Annotated in this window: 18 protein-coding genes; 7 read left to right on the forward strand and 11 right to left on the reverse strand. The window is 31.4% G+C overall.

Annotation, left to right across the window (positions count from 1 at the left end):
• The first annotated feature begins 3 nt into the window (after positions 1 to 3).
• From AJ881_RS03630 to AJ881_RS03640, 3 genes are read left to right on the forward strand one after another with little or no spacing between them, the layout of a single operon-like run.
• Positions 4 to 525 (forward strand): chemotaxis protein CheW, encoded by a 522-nt coding sequence (locus AJ881_RS03630; protein ID WP_002870848.1) that lies wholly within the window; start codon positions 4 to 6, stop codon positions 523 to 525.
• The gene (gene serB / locus AJ881_RS03635; RefSeq protein ID WP_070285340.1) at positions 525 to 1,148 is read left to right on the forward strand and encodes a phosphoserine phosphatase SerB; all 624 of its coding nucleotides are present in this window, start codon (positions 525 to 527) and stop codon (positions 1,146 to 1,148) included. Before AJ881_RS03630 ends, serB begins: the two co-directional genes overlap by 1 nt.
• On the forward strand, positions 1,148 to 2,125 hold the full coding sequence (locus tag AJ881_RS03640) for a transaldolase (RefSeq protein WP_002861063.1): 978 nt from the start codon (positions 1,148 to 1,150) through the stop codon (positions 2,123 to 2,125). Before serB ends, AJ881_RS03640 begins: the two co-directional genes overlap by 1 nt.
• Here the strand turns inward: AJ881_RS03640 and AJ881_RS03645 are convergent, their stop codons facing one another.
• The 10 genes from AJ881_RS03645 to AJ881_RS03690 all read right to left on the reverse strand — a co-directional run bounded on the left by AJ881_RS03645 (position 2,126) and on the right by AJ881_RS03690 (position 12,157).
• Complete coding sequence (locus AJ881_RS03645; protein WP_070282928.1) at positions 2,126 to 2,548, reverse strand: Sua5 YciO YrdC YwlC family protein; 423 nt, start codon at positions 2,546 to 2,548, stop codon at positions 2,126 to 2,128.
• Positions 2,545 to 5,814, reverse strand: a complete 3,270-nt coding sequence (gene carB, locus AJ881_RS03650) for a carbamoyl-phosphate synthase large subunit (RefSeq protein WP_070282926.1) — start codon at positions 5,812 to 5,814, stop codon at positions 2,545 to 2,547. Before carB ends, AJ881_RS03645 begins: the two co-directional genes overlap by 4 nt.
• Before the next feature lie 260 nt (positions 5,815 to 6,074).
• On the reverse strand, positions 6,075 to 6,824 hold the full coding sequence (gene mreC / locus AJ881_RS03655; RefSeq protein ID WP_002861060.1) for a rod shape-determining protein MreC: 750 nt from the start codon (positions 6,822 to 6,824) through the stop codon (positions 6,075 to 6,077).
• Entirely contained in the window at positions 6,814 to 7,854 is a 1,041-nt protein-coding gene (locus AJ881_RS03660) for a rod shape-determining protein (protein WP_002851700.1), read from the reverse strand. Before AJ881_RS03660 ends, mreC begins: the two co-directional genes overlap by 11 nt.
• Positions 7,855 to 7,865: 11 nt before the next feature.
• The gene (clpX, locus tag AJ881_RS03665) at positions 7,866 to 9,089 is read right to left on the reverse strand and encodes an ATP-dependent Clp protease ATP-binding subunit ClpX (protein WP_002860329.1); all 1,224 of its coding nucleotides are present in this window, start codon (positions 9,087 to 9,089) and stop codon (positions 7,866 to 7,868) included.
• Positions 9,082 to 9,873, reverse strand: coding sequence for an acyl-ACP--UDP-N-acetylglucosamine O-acyltransferase (gene lpxA / locus AJ881_RS03670; RefSeq protein ID WP_002861057.1), 792 nt, complete (start codon positions 9,871 to 9,873; stop codon positions 9,082 to 9,084). The genes clpX and lpxA overlap by 8 nt, the downstream gene beginning before the upstream one ends.
• Positions 9,873 to 10,313 carry a 3-hydroxyacyl-ACP dehydratase FabZ gene (gene fabZ / locus AJ881_RS03675; RefSeq protein ID WP_002851782.1) on the reverse strand — a complete coding sequence of 147 codons (441 nt, stop codon included), beginning with the start codon at positions 10,311 to 10,313 and terminating at the stop codon, positions 9,873 to 9,875. The genes lpxA and fabZ overlap by 1 nt, the downstream gene beginning before the upstream one ends.
• A 94-nt stretch (positions 10,314 to 10,407) precedes the next feature.
• Entirely contained in the window at positions 10,408 to 11,499 is a 1,092-nt protein-coding gene (locus tag AJ881_RS03680) for an epoxyqueuosine reductase QueH (protein WP_070282924.1), read from the reverse strand.
• On the reverse strand, positions 11,499 to 11,954 hold the full coding sequence (gene bcp / locus AJ881_RS03685) for a thioredoxin-dependent thiol peroxidase (RefSeq protein ID WP_002869710.1): 456 nt from the start codon (positions 11,952 to 11,954) through the stop codon (positions 11,499 to 11,501). Before bcp ends, AJ881_RS03680 begins: the two co-directional genes overlap by 1 nt.
• On the reverse strand, positions 11,951 to 12,157 hold the full coding sequence (locus AJ881_RS03690) for a 4-oxalocrotonate tautomerase family protein (RefSeq protein WP_002857551.1): 207 nt from the start codon (positions 12,155 to 12,157) through the stop codon (positions 11,951 to 11,953). The genes bcp and AJ881_RS03690 overlap by 4 nt, the downstream gene beginning before the upstream one ends.
• Before the next feature lie 175 nt (positions 12,158 to 12,332).
• On the opposite strand from AJ881_RS03690, the gene ilvE reads away from it, so the two are divergent.
• The 4 genes from ilvE to AJ881_RS03710 are packed head-to-tail and all read left to right on the forward strand — an operon-like array spanning position 12,333 to position 15,399.
• Positions 12,333 to 13,247 (forward strand): branched-chain-amino-acid transaminase, encoded by a 915-nt coding sequence (ilvE, locus tag AJ881_RS03695; RefSeq protein WP_002857493.1) that lies wholly within the window; start codon positions 12,333 to 12,335, stop codon positions 13,245 to 13,247.
• A gap of 12 nt (positions 13,248 to 13,259) precedes the next feature.
• On the forward strand, positions 13,260 to 14,348 hold the full coding sequence (locus AJ881_RS03700; protein WP_070282922.1) for a prohibitin family protein: 1,089 nt from the start codon (positions 13,260 to 13,262) through the stop codon (positions 14,346 to 14,348).
• 11 nt (positions 14,349 to 14,359) lie between these two features.
• Positions 14,360 to 14,890 carry a DUF2393 domain-containing protein gene (locus AJ881_RS03705; RefSeq protein ID WP_070282920.1) on the forward strand — a complete coding sequence of 177 codons (531 nt, stop codon included), beginning with the start codon at positions 14,360 to 14,362 and terminating at the stop codon, positions 14,888 to 14,890.
• A complete protein-coding gene (locus AJ881_RS03710) occupies positions 14,890 to 15,399 on the forward strand; it encodes a DUF2393 family protein (RefSeq protein WP_070282918.1) in 510 nt (169 codons plus the stop codon). The genes AJ881_RS03705 and AJ881_RS03710 overlap by 1 nt, the downstream gene beginning before the upstream one ends.
• A gap of 120 nt (positions 15,400 to 15,519) precedes the next feature.
• Here the strand turns inward: AJ881_RS03710 and AJ881_RS03715 are convergent.
• A partial coding sequence (locus AJ881_RS03715; protein ID WP_261660185.1) for a methyl-accepting chemotaxis protein occupies positions 15,520 to 16,385 on the reverse strand: 866 nt, incomplete at its 5' end.

The following is a 16,385-nucleotide window of genomic DNA, read 5'->3' on the forward strand; positions in this document are numbered from 1 at the left end:
AATATGAGTAATGAAAAATTAGAGCAAATTTTGCAAAAACAGCAAACTCAGATGGCTGGTCCTGATGTCGATCAAAGAGAAGATGATATCATCCAACTTGTCGGCTTTGTAGTTGGAGATGAGGAATATGCGATTCCAATTCTTAATATACAAGAAATCATCAAACCTATAGAATATACTAGAGTTCCTAGTGTGCCTGATTATGTTCTAGGGGTTTTTAATATGCGTGGTAATGTTATGCCACTCATTGATCTAGCTCAACGCTTTCATTTAGGAAGTTCTAAAATGACACCTCAAACAAGATATATTGTTTTAAGAGGTGAGACAAATGGAACTGGAGTTGGAGGAAATGCTGGTTTTGTTATAGATAGATTAACTGAAGCAATTAAAATTCACAGAAACAGAATCGATCCACCGCCTGAAACTTTAATTAAAGACAAAGGTATGATTTATGGTATAGGAAAAAGAGATGAAAATATCTTAACTATACTCAAAGTAGAAGCTTTACTTAAGCGCGAATTTTAATGATTAAACTTTGTGTTTTTGACTTTGACGCTACTTTAATGGATGGTGAAACCATCGATATTTTAGCTACAGCGCATGGCAAGGGTAATCAAACAAGCGAAATTACCCACCATGCTATGGCTGGAGAACTTGATTTTTTCGAAAGTCTTCAAAAACGAGTAAGCCTTTTAAAAGGTATGTCTTATAAAAAAGTTTTAGAATTAAGTAGCACACTTCCACTAATGCATGGAGCACATGAGCTTATCCAATATTTAAAATCTAAAAATATACAAATTGTTATTTTTAGCGGTGGTTTTCATGAAGGCATAGATCCTGCTATGCAAAAACTTGGAATTAACCTCGGTTTTGCAAATTATCTGCATCATAAAAATGACATTTTAACAGGGCTAGTTGGTGGAGAAATGATGTTTTCAAATTCAAAAGGCTTAATGCTACAACGATTAAAAAGCTTTTTAAATTTGAAAACAGATGAAGTGATGTGTGTTGGCGATGGGGCAAATGATTTGGCAATGTTTAATGAAAGTGGATTAAAGATTGCATTTTGTGCTAAAGAAATTTTACGTTCTCAAGCTGATATTTGCATAGATATAAAAGACTTAAAAGAAATAATAAAGGCAATATAATGAAAAATTTTTCTCTTTGGTGTGATTTTATAGAAAATAGTTTTTTAGATAATGAATTTTTAAATTTATTATCACATGGAATTAATGGTGCTACTTCAAATCCTGCTATTTTTAAAAATGCTATTTTAAATTCTCCAATTTATAAAGATAAAATTCTTAAATTAAAAGGAAAAAAAACAAAAGATATTTATGAAGAATTAGCAATTTCTGATATTCAAAAAGCAGCTGATAAATTAGCTCCTCTTTTTTATCAAAAAAACGATGGATTTATAAGTATTGAAATAGATCCAAGACTTCATGATAACACGACTCTTAGTTTAGGCGAAGCTAAAAGACTTTATAGTGCTATTAGCAAAGAAAATGTAATGATTAAAATTCCAGCTACAAAAGCTTCTTATGAAGTAATGTATGAACTTATGAAAAATGGTATTAGCGTCAATGCTACCTTAATTTTTTCTCTTGAACAAAGTCAAAAATGTTTTGAAGCTTTAAATGCAGGTTTAGTCGAATTTAGAAAAAACAATATAGCCTTAAAAGAACAAAATACTAGAACACCACAAGCTGTTATAAGTATTTTTGTAAGTCGTTTTGATAGACTTTTAAATCCTAAAGCCAAAGAGCAAAATCGTATTGGAATTTTAAATGCAAATTTAGCTTATAACAATATCTACTCAAAAAATGAACCTAATATTCGCGCCTTGTTTGCAAGCACTGGAGTTAAAGGAGATGATCTGCCAAAAGACTATTATATCAAAGAACTTCTTTTTGAGAATTCTGTTAATACTGCTCCTCTTGATGCAATAGAGGTATTTAAAGGAAAAATGGATTTTAAAAAACCTTTAATGAATTTTGAAATTTATACAGAACTTAATCAAATCATTTCTCAAAGTGAACGAGAAAAAGCTTGCAATGATTTATTAAGTGATGGCCTAGAGCAATTTTGTATTGCTTTCGAAGATATTTTAAAAGCTCTTTAATTAACGTATTTTTATCATTTTATTCTTTGAAAGTTTTAATATTTTTGATGGGATATTTTCGAAAAATTTCTCATCAAGTATTATATCAGCAACACTTCTAGCCCATTCTTCATCAAATTCTTTTCCATGCTTATTTGCCGAAGATGAATAAAAATAGCCATTTTTACTTAAAAAATTCGCATGTTTACACTCTTTCACAACGCGAATGGCCTGATTATTTGGATAAATAAAAGTTGTTTTTTTGGAACGACGTACTAAATTTTTAAAAGATTTTGGAATTCTTGCTAAACTTTTTAACTCCCAAAATTTCGCAGAAGTGATTAAGCAAGGTTGATTTTTATCTCTACCTTTTAAAGCATTAATCTCTTCTAAATTTTTACTTAAAAATCCTACAGTAGTATCTGTTTGAGCTAAATAAATCAAGATTTAAGCCACTCTTGCAAACTCTTTACATCTAAGCAAGATTTACTCTGTATAGCTTTAATCGATTTTGCACCTGCTAAAGCTGAGCGCAAATTTGTAAAATAAGGTATTTTAAAACGAATAATATTTTCACGAATTTTTTTTGTATCGCCTTTAAAACTGTGACTATCGCTTGTATTGATAACTAAGTGAATTTCCCCATTTTTCAATTTATCTTCAACATTGGGGCGTCCTTCTGAAATTTTATGCACAAGCTCACACTCAAAACCACTTTCTAAAATTTCCTTGCAAGTTCCCCCTGTTGCCATAAGTCTAAAGCCAAGCTTTACATATTCTGCAGCGATTTTTTTGGTATATTTTTTATCCTTATCTTTTAAGGAGATAAATACCACACCTTGCTCTGGAAGATGATTAAACGATGCGATTTGACTTTTTGCGTAAGAATTTGCAAAATCCTTACTTATACCCATAACTTCACCTGTTGAACGCATTTCAGGGCCTAATTCTAAATCACTTCCACTAAGTTTTGCAAATGGAAATACTGCTTCTTTCACGCTCATATATTTTGGAGTTTTAGGGCGTAAAATTTTAGTATCAAAATTAACCACTTTGAAAGTATCATAAAATTTCAAAGCTTCTTTTAAATTTCCTTGCCACATCACACGCGTTGCTACTTTTGCTAAAGGGATACCCGTAGCTTTACTAACAAAAGGCACGGTACGACTAGCTCTAGGATTTACCTCTATCATATAAAGCTCATTATGATGTAAAGCAAATTGTATATTTAAAAGCCCTACAACTCCTAAATTTAAAGCAATATCTGCGGTTTTTTGTGCAATAAATTCTTGCATTTTTTCATCGATATTGCAAGGTGGTAAAGAACAAGCACTATCGCCTGAATGAATTCCTGCTTCTTCTATGTGTTCCATAATTCCTGCCACATAAACATCTTTGCCATCACAAATCGCATCAACATCAATTTCTGTAGCATTGTCTAAAAACTGATCGATCAAAACAGGACTTTTATCACTCACATCTACAGCTTCTTGCATATAGAGTCTAAGTTCGGCCTCATCATTTACCACACGCATCGCACGCCCACCTAAAACATAACTTGGTCTTACAAGCACAGGATATCCTATATCACTAGCTTTAAGCACTGCTTCTTCCACACTTGTTGCGGTAGAATTTTTTGGCTGATTAATACCTAGCTTTGTAATAAATTCGGCAAATTTCTTTCTGTCTTCTGCCATATCAATTACTCTTGCACTAGTACCTATAATCTTAGCTCCAAAAGCACTTAAACGCTTAGCAAATTTCAAAGGAGTTTGTCCACCAAAATGCACAATCACTCCATCAGGTTTTTCACGCTCAATCACCGCTCTTAAATGTTCAAAATCAATAGGTTCAAAATACAAAATATCACTTGTATCATAGTCAGTCGAAACGGTTTCAGGATTACAATTATACATAATGGTTTTAATACCCATATCTTTAAGCGCAAAAGAAGCATGTACGCAAGCATAGTCAAATTCTATACCCTGTCCTATGCGGTTTGGCCCCCCACCTATAATCATCACTTTTTTTTCTTTTTTATCCTTAGCATCGTTTTTACTTTGAGTGAGTTCGCTTACATTGATACTTGAATAAAGATAAGGAGTTAAAGCTTCAAATTCACCCGCACAAGTATCTACTTCGCTAAATTCTGCGATGATTTTTTGCTTCATTCTCGCATAATAAATATCATTTTGGCTTAATTCTAAATTATCTTTCAAATTTACAAGCAAGGCTATCATTTTATCTGAAAAGCCCATAGTTTTTGCTTTTCTCAAAAGAGCTTTATTGTTTAAAATATCCATATCAATTTGCTCTTCAAAATCTACAATTTCTTTAATCTGTGTTAAAAACCAAGGATCTATTTTACAAAGCTCATAAAGTTCTTCTACGCTAAAACCTTCCCTAAAAGCTTGAGCAACATAAAGCAAACGCTTTTCGTTAGCGTTGCGAATTTTAAAGATAAGATCGTTTTTATCTTCAAATTTCACTCTATCAAAACCACTCAAAGAACGCTCAAGAGAACAAAGTGCTTTTTGTATACTTTCTTTAAAAGTGCGTCCTATAGCCATTACCTCACCCACACTTTTCATAGCTGTACCTAAAGTTGTATTTGCTCCTGGAAATTTTTCAAAAGTAAAGCGAGGAATTTTTGTCACAATGTAATCAATCACAGGCTCGAAAGATGCAGGAGTTCCTGTAATATCATTTTTAATCTCATCTAAACTAAAGCCTACTGCCAAAAGTGTCGCAACCTTTGCTATAGGATAGCCCGTTGCCTTAGAAGCTAAAGCACTTGATCTTGAAACTCTTGGATTCATTTCTATAACTATCATTCTTCCATTTTTTGGGTTGATAGCAAACTGCACATTACTTCCGCCTGTATCTACGCCAATTTCACGCAAAATAGCAAAAGAAGCATTACGCATAACTTGATATTCTTTATCCGTCAAAGTTAATGCTGGAGCTATTGTAATACTATCTCCTGTATGAACTCCCATAGGATCGATATTTTCTATACTACAAACTATGATACAATTATCCGCTCTATCGCGTATAACTTCCATTTCATATTCTTTCCAACCTAACAAACTTTCTTCAATCAAAATTTCATGGATAGGCGATAAAGCTAAAGCAGTATTAGCGAGTTCTTTAAATTCGTCCATATTATAAACCACACCACTTCCAGCACCTCCTAAAGTATAAGAAGCACGGATCATCAAAGGAAAGCCGATTTCATCTACGGCTTTTAAAGCTTCATCATAATTATACGCATACATCGATTTTGGCAAATCCATGCCGATTTTTTTCATACATTCTTTAAAGACCTGACGATCTTCGCCTTTTTTAATCGCCTCAGGATTTGCGCCTAAAAATTTTACATCTCCTAAAAGTCCGCTTTCATAAACTTCCATAGCAACATTTAATGCTACTTGTCCGCCCATAGTTGGCAAAATTGCATCAATTTTTTCTTTTTTAATAATACTTAAAATACTTTCTTTTGTTATGGGTTCTATATAAGTTGCATCTGCAAATTCAGGATCTGTCATGATAGTTGCAGGATTTGAGTTGATTAATACTACACGATATCCTAATTCTTTTAAAGTCTTTGCGGCTTGAGTTCCAGAATAATCAAATTCACAAGCTTGTCCTATCACAATAGGACCACTTCCTATAAGTAAAATACTTTTAATATCTGTTCGTTTTGGCATAAATTTTCCTAAGAGCATGAATTTGAGCTGATTATAACAAAAATTAGTTTTATAAACTTTGAAATTATCGATATAATTTTAAAAAATAAACACCCTGCTTTTAATCTAGGAAATAATACATAAAGAAATTTAAGATTTTTTATAAAATTCTCATTCGATTATAAAAATTTATTTGATAATTTAACAAAATTTTTAGCATTAAACAAAGTTATAATAATTAGCAAAAATATAGAAAATTTTTAAAAAGTCTAACCCTTGACTTATAAATTATCTACTACATATAAATAAGCAGGAATACTGATCTTAACATAAGGCTTTACTTCTACACTTTGATACATATCTTCATCATCAACTCTATTCACAATCCCAACAGGGACATCCGAAAAGAAAATATTATCAAGTCCGCTTGTTAAGATTTCATCTCCGACATTAATTTTCGCCCACTTTGGAATAAATTTAACCACAACCTTGCCATTTTCACCTTGAATTAAACCTGGAGCTTTGGATTTTCCTATATAAACAGAAAAAACACACTGATCATCACCTTGCAGAAGAGCCATTGTTCTGCCATCTTTATTAATAGCTATACCTGCAGTATATCCTTGATATATTAAACCACGATTTTTACCAACGGGAATTTTGCTCCAATCTAGCCATAATTTTTTATAATCATTCAATTGAACATAAGAAATAACTCTAGTTAAAGAAACTTGAGGTAAATATTTTGTAGAATTTTGATCCTCTAAAATACGATTTAATTGATTTGCAAAACTAGTTACCTTTACGGCAATGTCTTCTAATTCTTTATTTCTAGCTTTTAATTGCTGAATTTGACTTGCTTGATTAAAATGTTCTGAAATTTTTTCTTTCAAATAATCTTTAATATTATAAAAATTACCTATAACAAAGTCATTAACACGGAGAACATTTTGCTTGATAAGTCTTCCATAATAAAAAGATATAAAAACCAAAAAGGCTAAGACAAGAACATAAAAAATCTTATTCTTCATTGGTTAATTGTTGCAATAATGAAATTTCCTCTAAAGCTTTACCTGTTCCTTTTGCCACAGCTAAAAGCGGTTCATCTGCGATATAAACTGGCAAACGCACAATTTCACTTAAGTATTTATCAAGACCACGAATCAATGCTCCGCCACCTGTTAAAACTACACCATTTTCTACTATATCGCTTGCTAAATCAGGCGGCATCATTTCAAGAACCATTTTTAAAGCATCAGCAATTTCTTTCAAATACTCACGCATTGCTTCTCTTACATCTTCACTTGTAAGTTCAATACGACTTAAAAGTCCACTTACCTGATCACGTCCTTTTACCACCATAGAAAGTTCTTTTGGAAGTTGTATTGCTGAACCTATGGTGATTTTGATCTCTTCGCCTGTTCTTTCACCTATAATAAGATTGTATTTTTCTTTTACATAATTAACTATACTCATATCAAGCTTATCTCCAGCTGTACGAATAGACTTTGAAATCACAAGTCCACCCAAAGAAATCACTCCGATCTCAGTAGTTCCACCCCCTATATCTACTACCAAATTTCCTTTAGGTTCTTGTATAGGCAAACTTGCACCAATAGCCGCTGCCATAGGCTCTTCAATCAAAAATACCTCTCTTGCACCTGCGCTTAAAGCACTTTCTCTTACCGCTTTTCTTTCAACTTGAGTTAAACCATAAGGAACAGAAATGATAATTCTAGGGCGTAAAAAACTTTTTCTACGGTGTGTTTTTTCTATAAAATAGCGGATCATTTTTTCAGTCATATCAAAATCTGCAATCACGCCATCTTTCATAGGACGAATAGCTTCGATATTACCTGGAGTTTTTCCCACCATATCTTTAGCTTCTTTACCTACGGCTAAAATTTTTGCTTTGGAACCATACCTTTCTCTTTCAACTGCCACAACAGAAGGCTCATTTATCACTATACCCTTATCTTTTACCAAAACTAGCGTATTAGCTGTTCCTAAATCAATCCCCATATCACTAGAAAAAAATCCTATAAGTTGATCTAATATCATTTCTATCCTTTTTAACTTATTTTTCTTTTTATTAATAATGCTTTTGCATTGTCTTTAACAACTTCTTTAGTTATTACAATATCATAATTTTTATACTCTGGTAACTCAAACATTAAATCTACCATCATTTCTTCTATAATACTTCTAAGTCCCCTAGCCCCTGTTTTTCTCTCCAATGCAAGTTGTGCGATAGCTCTTAGAGCATCTTCTTCAAATTTTAAATTTACCCCATCAATAGCAAAAAGCTTTTGATATTGTTTAATAATGGCATTTTTAGGCTCAGTTAAAATTCTTACCATATCCTCTTCATTAAGCTCATTTAAAGATGCAATCACATGCAAACGACCTATAAGCTCAGGAATCAAACCAAAATGCACCAAATCATCAGGTTCGATTTTCTCAAGTAAAGCTTTATTTTCTTCTTTTGCATCATCAAAAAATCCCACAACTTTATCGCCAAGTTTTCTTTTTAAGATAGTTTCCAAACCATCAAAAGCTCCACCACAAACAAATAAAATATTTGAAGTGTCAATTTGTATAAATTCTTGATTTGGATGTTTTCTTCCCCCTTTTGGTGGAATATTTACCAAACTTCCTTCGATAATCTTAAGTAAAGCTTGTTGCACACCCTCTCCACTTACATCACGAGTAATAGAACGATTTTCACTCATTCTAGCAATTTTATCAATCTCATCAATAAAAACTATACCTTTTTGAGCTCTTTGCACATCTCCATCTGCAGCTTGTAAAAGACGTGTTAAAATATTTTCCACATCCTCACCTACATATCCTGCTTCAGTTAAAGAAGTTGCATCACAAATTGCTATAGGTACATCTAAAAATTTAGCCAAAGTTTGTGCTAATAAAGTTTTTCCACTTCCTGTTGGCCCAACAAGTAAAATATTTGACTTAAAAAGCTCTGTATCATCATCTTGAAGTTCGGCTTTAAAAAGTCTTTTATAATGATTGTATACTCCAACACTAAAAACTTTTTTAGCTCTATCTTGCCCTATGACATAACGATCTAAATAAGCTTTTAATTCTTTTGGAGTGATATCTTTAAATTCTGTATTATGGCTTTGTTTAGGTTCTTTAAATTCTTTTTCTTCTCCATAAATAATACTATAAGCACCTTCAACGCAATATTCACAAATAAAAGCATCATCATTTTCATTTGCTAAAATTCTTCTTTGTGGATTCTCCACTTCATTGCAAAAACTACATTTTCTAGGCATTATTTTTACCCCTATAGACAGGAATTCCGCGCTTTGTTTCTAATATAAAATGGCACATTTTTTTAACATTTTCACTTTCTTGATTTTCAAGCAAATTTTTAGCATTTTCTTTTAAATCTCCTTGCCTAAATAAAGTTTTAAAAGCTCTGCTAAGTCTATCTACTTCATCTTTATCAAAACGTCGACGAATTCCTACTAAATTTAAACTTCTAATACTTGCACGATTTCCTTCTGCTAAACAAAAAGGTACTATATCCTGAGAAAGTGCACTTGCTCCTGCTATCATACAACCCTCACCTACTTTGACAAATTGATGAATAGGTGTAAGCCCGCCTACAACAGTAAAATCTCCAAGCTCTACATGTCCTGCTAAAGTTGCATTATTGGCCAAAATGATATTATTTCCTAAAAGACAATCATGTGCAATATGACAATAAGCCATAATAAAAGCATTATCCCCTATACGAGTAAAACCATCTCCTTTAGCTGTGCCTGAATTTATCGTTGCAAATTCTCTAATAGTTGCATTTTTTCCTATAACAACACCGCTTTTTTGCTCTTCTTTATAAGATATATCCTGAGGAATATCGCCTACTATAGCATAAGAAAATACACGAGAATGATCACCTATAGTTGTATCTGAAAGAATTCGAGCACCTTGTTTGATGACAACATCATTACCTATTTTAGTATCTTTACCTACATAAGCATAAGCTTCTATTACAACATCGTCACCAAGTTGTGCACCCTCTTCAATCACCGCACTTGGATGAATTTTTTTCATTATTTATCCACTATCATAGCTTTAAGCTCAGCCTCTGCAACTAAATTTCCATCTACAAAAGCTTGCCCTTTAAAAATCCACATATTACCACGATTTTTAACCACGCTCATTTCATAATCAAGCCTATCTCCAGGACGCACAGGATTTCTAAATTTTGCTCCATCTATGCCTGTGAAATAAACTACTTTACTTTTTGGATCCACTTTATCTTCCATACTTTCAAAAGCTAAAACTCCGCCTGTTTGAGCCATACCTTCTAAAATCAAAACTCCAGGATAAATAGGATGCCCTGGAAAATGCCCCATAAAAACATGGTCACTTATACTGATGTTTTTATATCCTCGCACCACTTCTTTAACTTTTAATTCTGTAATTTTATCTACTAGCAAAAAAGGATAACGGTGTGGTAAGATTTCTTGAATTTGCATTACATCTATCATTATTAAATTAACCTTGAAAACAATTAAAAATTTTATTATATAAAAAAATCATTAAAAATTATATTAACAAAAAAAGTTTTTCTTAATAAATTTCTTAAATTTTTACAAGCACCTCTTGATTATCATGATAAATTTCACTTTTTGCTATCACTTCATATCTTGAAGGTAAAATATTTTCGAGGATGATAATAGGGCTAAGATTATAAGTTCCAAACAATTTATTACGCCATTTAATTTCTGCTTGAACACTTAAAGGTTTTTTTAAAAAATCTTCAAAATTTTTCCATTTGTTTTTAAAAAATGCATTAAAACGCCAAAATTCCACTAAAACTATTTCATCTTTAGTACTTCTATAAAAGCCTTCTTTTAAATTTTGTTTTAAATTTTCGTCATCCAAAGAAAATCTTGTATAAGCGTTTTTAAAATGCGAATAAAATAAAATATGAGATTTAACAGGCTTTTTATCTAATTTTATTAAAGCACTTAAAAGACGATAATTTAAAAATTTCTCTCTTAAAATTTCAAATTTTATACCTTTTTTTTCCCATAAAACTACTTTTTTATAAAGAGCTATTCTTGCTTCTATACTTGCAGGTAAAATTTGCTTATTTGCAGGAGACATTAATTCATCAATAAAATTCTTATCTTGTTTTTGTTTTTTAAGCCCATAAATACAACCACAATAGTTTTGATGATAAAGCATTTCTTTTTTTGCTAAAGCAAACTGCCTTTGAGTGCCGCCATTTTTACGAAAATCAGGAGCTAAAAACTCTACTCCATAAGGCTCACATTCCTTTTGTAAAGCATTTTTTAACTGTTCTAAATCTTTTTTAGGGCTGGTTAAAAGGGTAGTAGTAAGCTTTTTTTCTCCTATTTTAGCAGCAAATTTAACACTAGATCCCATTCTTACATCAAAGCAAATTTCACACCTTGCACCTTTTTCAGGCTCATTTTCATAACCACGCACAGCATTAAGCCATTTTTCATACTCATACTCACCTTTATAAAGCTTGATACCAAGTTTATCACAAGATCTTTTTACATCTAAAAATCTTAGTTCGTATTCGCTTAAAGGATGGATATTTGGATCATAAAAGTATCCTATAATTTTTTCATCAGGATAAGTCTTTCTAAGTTCTTCAATAAAATAATGACTATCCACACTGCAACAAATATGCACTAACATTAAAGACTTTCAAGCACTTTTAAAGCATGATCTTTTACACGAACATTACTATAAATTTGAGCAATCTTACCTATTTCATCAATAACAAAAGTAGAGCGAATAAGACCTTCGTATTCTTTTCCGTAATTTTTTTTAAGCCCCCAAGCTCCATAAGCTTTAGCAACTTCTTTTTCACTATCGCTAAGTAAAATATGTTTTAAATCAAATTTAGAGATAAATTTTTCATGACTTGCCACGCTATCAGGACTGATACCAATAATCACTGCATTTTTACCACCAAATTTATCATAATTTAAACTAAAATCACAAGCCTCTGTAGTGCAACCTGGAGTATTATCTTTTGGATAAAAATACAAAATCACCTTTTTGCCAATAAAATCTTTTAATGCTATTTTTACCCCATCTTGATTTAAAAGCTCAAACTGAGGTGCTTTATCTCCTATATTTAAACTCATTTATTTGCCTTTGCTTTGATAGCTTCTACACTTTCTCCGCCAAAGCCTATGTCATAATTTTCCACATCTTCTAAAACCACAACAACTCTTTCTTTACTTTTATTATATTTCGTGCTTAAAAGTTCGGTAATATCAGCTATAAGTTCCGCTTTTTGTTCCTTGCTTAAAGACGGCTTTGCTAATTTGATATTTACTAATGGCATAATTTCTCCTTTTTAACGATAATTTTTCATAATTATTTCAAAAAATACCTAATATTTTTTTTAACAAAAAGCCTTAATTTAATAAAAGCTTATTGTTAGTATATTTTTGATAAAATCCAGATTTATTCTTAAAATAATATTTTTTAAGAAATAAACAACTATAAAAGGTAAAAAAATGATCTCAGCAGATAAAATTTGGATGGATGGAAAATTAGTTGATTTTAAAGATGCAACTTTGCACTTTTTAACCCATTCTTTGCATTATGGCAATGCTGTTTTTGAAGGAACTAGAGCCTATAAAACAGATAAAGGCTTAGCAATTTTCAGACTTGAAGATCACACCAAAAGACTTTTAGAGTCTGCAAAAATTACTCTTTTAAATTGTCCTTTTTCTCAAAAAGATCTTGAAAATGCACAAATTGAACTCTTAAAAGCAAACAATTTTCAAAGCAATGTCTATATCCGCCCTCTGATTTTCTTAGGCGATGGAGTTATGGGACTTTATCATATAAAAGCTCCTGTAAGAGTTGGAATTGCAGCTTGGGAATGGGGTGCTTACCTTGGAGAAGAAGGTTTAGAAAAAGGCATAAAAGTAAAAATTTCGTCTTTTGCAAGAAATAGTGTTAAATCATGCATGGGAAAAGCTAAAGCAAGTGCGAATTATCTTAACTCTCAAATTGCAAAATTTGAAGCAATTGAAGCAGGCTATGAAGAAGCTTTGATGCTTGATGAAGAAGGTTTTATCGCAGAAGGAACAGGAGAATGTTTCTTTATTGTAAAAGATGGGGTTTTAATCACACCTCCAAATGATTTTTCTTTAAAAAGCATTACTCAAGATACAGTGCTTAAAATCGCTCATGATCTTGGTATCACCGTGCTTCGCCAAAGAATTTCAAGAGATGAAGTTTATACTGCTGATGAAGCATTTTTTACCGGAACAGCCGCTGAAATCACACCTATTAACAATATTGATGCAAGAATAATAGGAAATGGTTTAAGAGGATCTGTAACTAAAAAACTTCAAGATGCTTATTTTGATGTAGTTTATGGACGCAATGAAAAATACGCATCTATGCTAACTTATATTTAAAAAAGGAAATAAATGCCAGCTGATTTGAATGATTATTTCAATAAAAAAAATGGAAATTCTAACAATAACGGAAACAACAACCGTCAAAATTTCAATTTCAAAGCACCAGAATTTAATTTTAAAGGTTTTGGGAAATTCTCTCCATTTGTTTATGGGGTGATTATTATTATCTTATTTTTAATCGTTGCAAAACCTTTTATGGTGATAAATTCTGGGGAAATGGGGATTAAATCAACAACAGGTAAATATGACCCAAATCCATTAGAACCAGGACTTCACTTTTTCTTACCTTTTGTACAAAAAATAACCATAATCGATACTAGAGTAAGACAAATCAACTATGCTTCTATAGAGGGAAGTAATGAAAATTTATCTTCAGGTTCAGGTGTTATTAATAAAAATAGCATTTCTGTACTTGACTCTCGTGGATTGCCTGTATCTATTGATGTTACAGTACAATACCGTTTAAATCCTCTGCAAGTTCCTCAAACTATAGCTACTTGGAGCTTAAATTGGGAAAATAAAATTATCGATCCAGTTGTTCGTGATGTAGTGCGAAGTGTTGTAGGAAAATATACAGCCGAAGAACTTCCTACTAATCGTAATGCAATAGCCACTCAAATAGAAGAAGGTATAAGAAAAACCATAGAAGCCCAACCAAATGAACCTGTAGAACTTCGCGCTGTACAACTTAGAGAAATTATTTTACCTTCAAAAGTAAAAGAACAAATCGAACGCGTGCAAATTGCAAAACAAGAGGCTGAAAGAACTAAATATGAAGTAGAAAGAGCTAATCAAGAAGCCTTAAAAAAAGCTGCTTTAGCTGAAGGGGAAGCAAATGCAACCATAATCAGCGCCAAAGGTAAAGCTATGGCTGTTAAGATAGAAGCAGATGCACAAGCTTATTCTAATAAAGAAATCGCAAACAGCTTAAACACCCCTTTGCTAAATTTAAAACAAATTGAAACTCAAAAAGAATTTAATGAAGCCTTAAAAGTCAATCAAGATGCTAAAATTTTCTTAACTCCAGGTGGAGCAGTGCCAAACATTTGGGTTGATACTAAAGATGCTAAAAAGCAAAGTGCTGCCAACATGAACTAAAGGATACGCAAGTGGAGAAACTAAGAGAAATCGTGCTTTTTTACACTACTCATTTATATTTAGTAGATTATATGCTGATTTTATTAGTTTTTTTTCTCTTCACTTGTGTTTTACTTCTTTGCGTATTTTTACGCCATAGACCTATAGCAGCACTTTTTATTATTGCATTTGATATTATTATTTGTTTTTTAGTTTATATCTATGGGTATAAACTAATAGACAATGAAGTAAGAACTCGAAAAACCGCTATTACAGATCAAAAAATAATACAAAGCTCAAATGATTTAATTGTTGATTTTAACATTACAAATAATTCAAAAAATAATTTTAAAGAATGTAAAATTACAGCTAAAATTTTTGCAGATAAAATACCTAATGATAATATCATAGAAGAATATAAAAAGAAATTTATCCCTTTTAGACAAAAAAGTAGAGAAATTAAAGATCTAAAGAAAAACGCAACCCAATTTCAAAGAATTGCTTTTGAAAATTTTAACTATGAAAATAACTATACCATACGCTTAGTTTCGGAGTGTTTTTAATGCATTTTACAATTTTTCATATTATAGTTTTTATCATTTTACTTATTTGCTTTGCCTTGATTTGTATTTTAATCTTTCTAAAAGTCAAACAGAAAGAAATGGCTTTGATTTCTTATACCATAGCTACTATTTTTACCGCACTTTTGATATATTCTATTTTTCTAACAATCAATCAATTCACCACTCAAGCCGATCTTAGCAAACTAACCTACACAAGAGATCTAAGACATGAAAGCGTCATAGTAAGTGGAAAAGTTCAAAATCTTACTAAATTTGAAATCAAAAAATGCTATTTGATACTTAGCATATTAAACCAACAACAAGTAGGAGGTGAAATTTTCAATGATAAAAATATTCGCAATGCCAAAATGCAAAATACAAGTGTTTCTTACACTATAGAAATTATAGACAAACTTCCAGGTAATACTTATAAAGAATTTAGAGCCAGTGTTCCTTTTCCTCCAAGTTTTGATAACCCTGAATTTTATCACACTCTAAAATGTATTTGATTTAGAAAATACTTAATATTAATAATTAGAATTTCTCTATACCACATTTCATTAAATCTTAAAGAATTAAACATATATTATTTTATAGAGATAACTAGCTTTTTAGCTAGTTATCTAAGATTAAAACCTCTTCTTCTTAACATCTTCTAAGATATTATTAGCTATATCACTTACTGTACTAGAAATAATAGCTGATTCATTAGCAATTTCAACATTATCTTTAGTAGTTTGATCAATTTGTGCTACGCTATCATTGATTTGAGTAATACCTGCAGTTTGTTCTTTAATACTTTCTGCCATATCATTGATAGATTGAACAAGTAAATTAGTATTAGCTTCTATTTCAGATAAAGACTTTTGAGTTCTCTCAGCTAGTTTTCTAACTTCATCAGCTACCACTGCAAAGCCTCTACCATGTTCTCCAGCACGAGCTGCTTCAATAGCTGCATTTAAAGCTAGAAGATTGATTTGATCTGCAATATCACCTATGATACCTGTAACATTTTTAATCTCTTCAGATTGAGTGATAACATCACTAGTTTTAACTGAAACATTTTGCATAGAAGAAGTGATCTCTTCTAAAGCTGCTGCAGTTTCTTCTAAAGATTGAGCTTGAGAATTTGAAGAAGTGGTTAAGCTTTGAACAGCAGTTTGTAATTTTCCACTTTCATTAGCTAAAGCATTAGCAAAGTCTGAACTTTGTTTTAGCATTTTAACTATTTCATCACCTAAAGCATTAGTAGTTAATTCAACACTTCCTGAAGCATTAGAGATTTTATTTCTAAAATCTAAGTTTTTATATTCTTCAAATATTTTATGAATAACATTCATATCAGAACCTACTCTAGCTTGTAAAACATCAAGAAGTTTATTTAGAACATTTTTAAGTTCAATAAGTTGTGGGTTTCTTGGATTAGCAGTAATTCTTGCTGTTAGATTACCACCTTCTACAACTGATACGGTTTGAACTGATTCTTTAACGGCTT

It is taken from the genome of Campylobacter sp. BCW_6460 (assembly GCF_001762705.1).
GTDB classification, from domain to species: domain Bacteria; phylum Campylobacterota; class Campylobacteria; order Campylobacterales; family Campylobacteraceae; genus Campylobacter_D; species Campylobacter_D jejuni.

Bases quoted from the DNA above. Each gene is read 5' to 3' on its own strand.
- AJ881_RS03630 (WP_002870848.1), top strand. From the start codon at position 4: ATGAGTAATGAAAAATTAGAGCAAATTTTGCAAAAACAGCAAACTCAG.
- serB (WP_070285340.1), top strand. From the start codon at position 525: ATGATTAAACTTTGTGTTTTTGACTTTGACGCTACTTTAATGGATGGT.
- AJ881_RS03640 (WP_002861063.1), top strand. From the start codon at position 1,148: ATGAAAAATTTTTCTCTTTGGTGTGATTTTATAGAAAATAGTTTTTTA.
- carB (WP_070282926.1), bottom strand. From the start codon at position 5,814: ATGCCAAAACGAACAGATATTAAAAGTATTTTACTTATAGGAAGTGGT.
- mreC (WP_002861060.1), bottom strand. From the start codon at position 6,824: ATGAAGAATAAGATTTTTTATGTTCTTGTCTTAGCCTTTTTGGTTTTT.
- AJ881_RS03660 (WP_002851700.1), bottom strand. From the start codon at position 7,854: ATGATATTAGATCAACTTATAGGATTTTTTTCTAGTGATATGGGGATT.
- clpX (WP_002860329.1), bottom strand. From the start codon at position 9,089: ATGCCTAGAAAATGTAGTTTTTGCAATGAAGTGGAGAATCCACAAAGA.
- lpxA (WP_002861057.1), bottom strand. From the start codon at position 9,873: ATGAAAAAAATTCATCCAAGTGCGGTGATTGAAGAGGGTGCACAACTT.
- fabZ (WP_002851782.1), bottom strand. From the start codon at position 10,313: ATGATAGATGTAATGCAAATTCAAGAAATCTTACCACACCGTTATCCT.
- AJ881_RS03680 (WP_070282924.1), bottom strand. From the start codon at position 11,499: ATGTTAGTGCATATTTGTTGCAGTGTGGATAGTCATTATTTTATTGAA.
- bcp (WP_002869710.1), bottom strand. From the start codon at position 11,954: ATGAGTTTAAATATAGGAGATAAAGCACCTCAGTTTGAGCTTTTAAAT.
- AJ881_RS03690 (WP_002857551.1), bottom strand. From the start codon at position 12,157: ATGCCATTAGTAAATATCAAATTAGCAAAGCCGTCTTTAAGCAAGGAA.
- ilvE (WP_002857493.1), top strand. From the start codon at position 12,333: ATGATCTCAGCAGATAAAATTTGGATGGATGGAAAATTAGTTGATTTT.
- AJ881_RS03700 (WP_070282922.1), top strand. From the start codon at position 13,260: ATGCCAGCTGATTTGAATGATTATTTCAATAAAAAAAATGGAAATTCT.
- AJ881_RS03710 (WP_070282918.1), top strand. From the start codon at position 14,890: ATGCATTTTACAATTTTTCATATTATAGTTTTTATCATTTTACTTATT.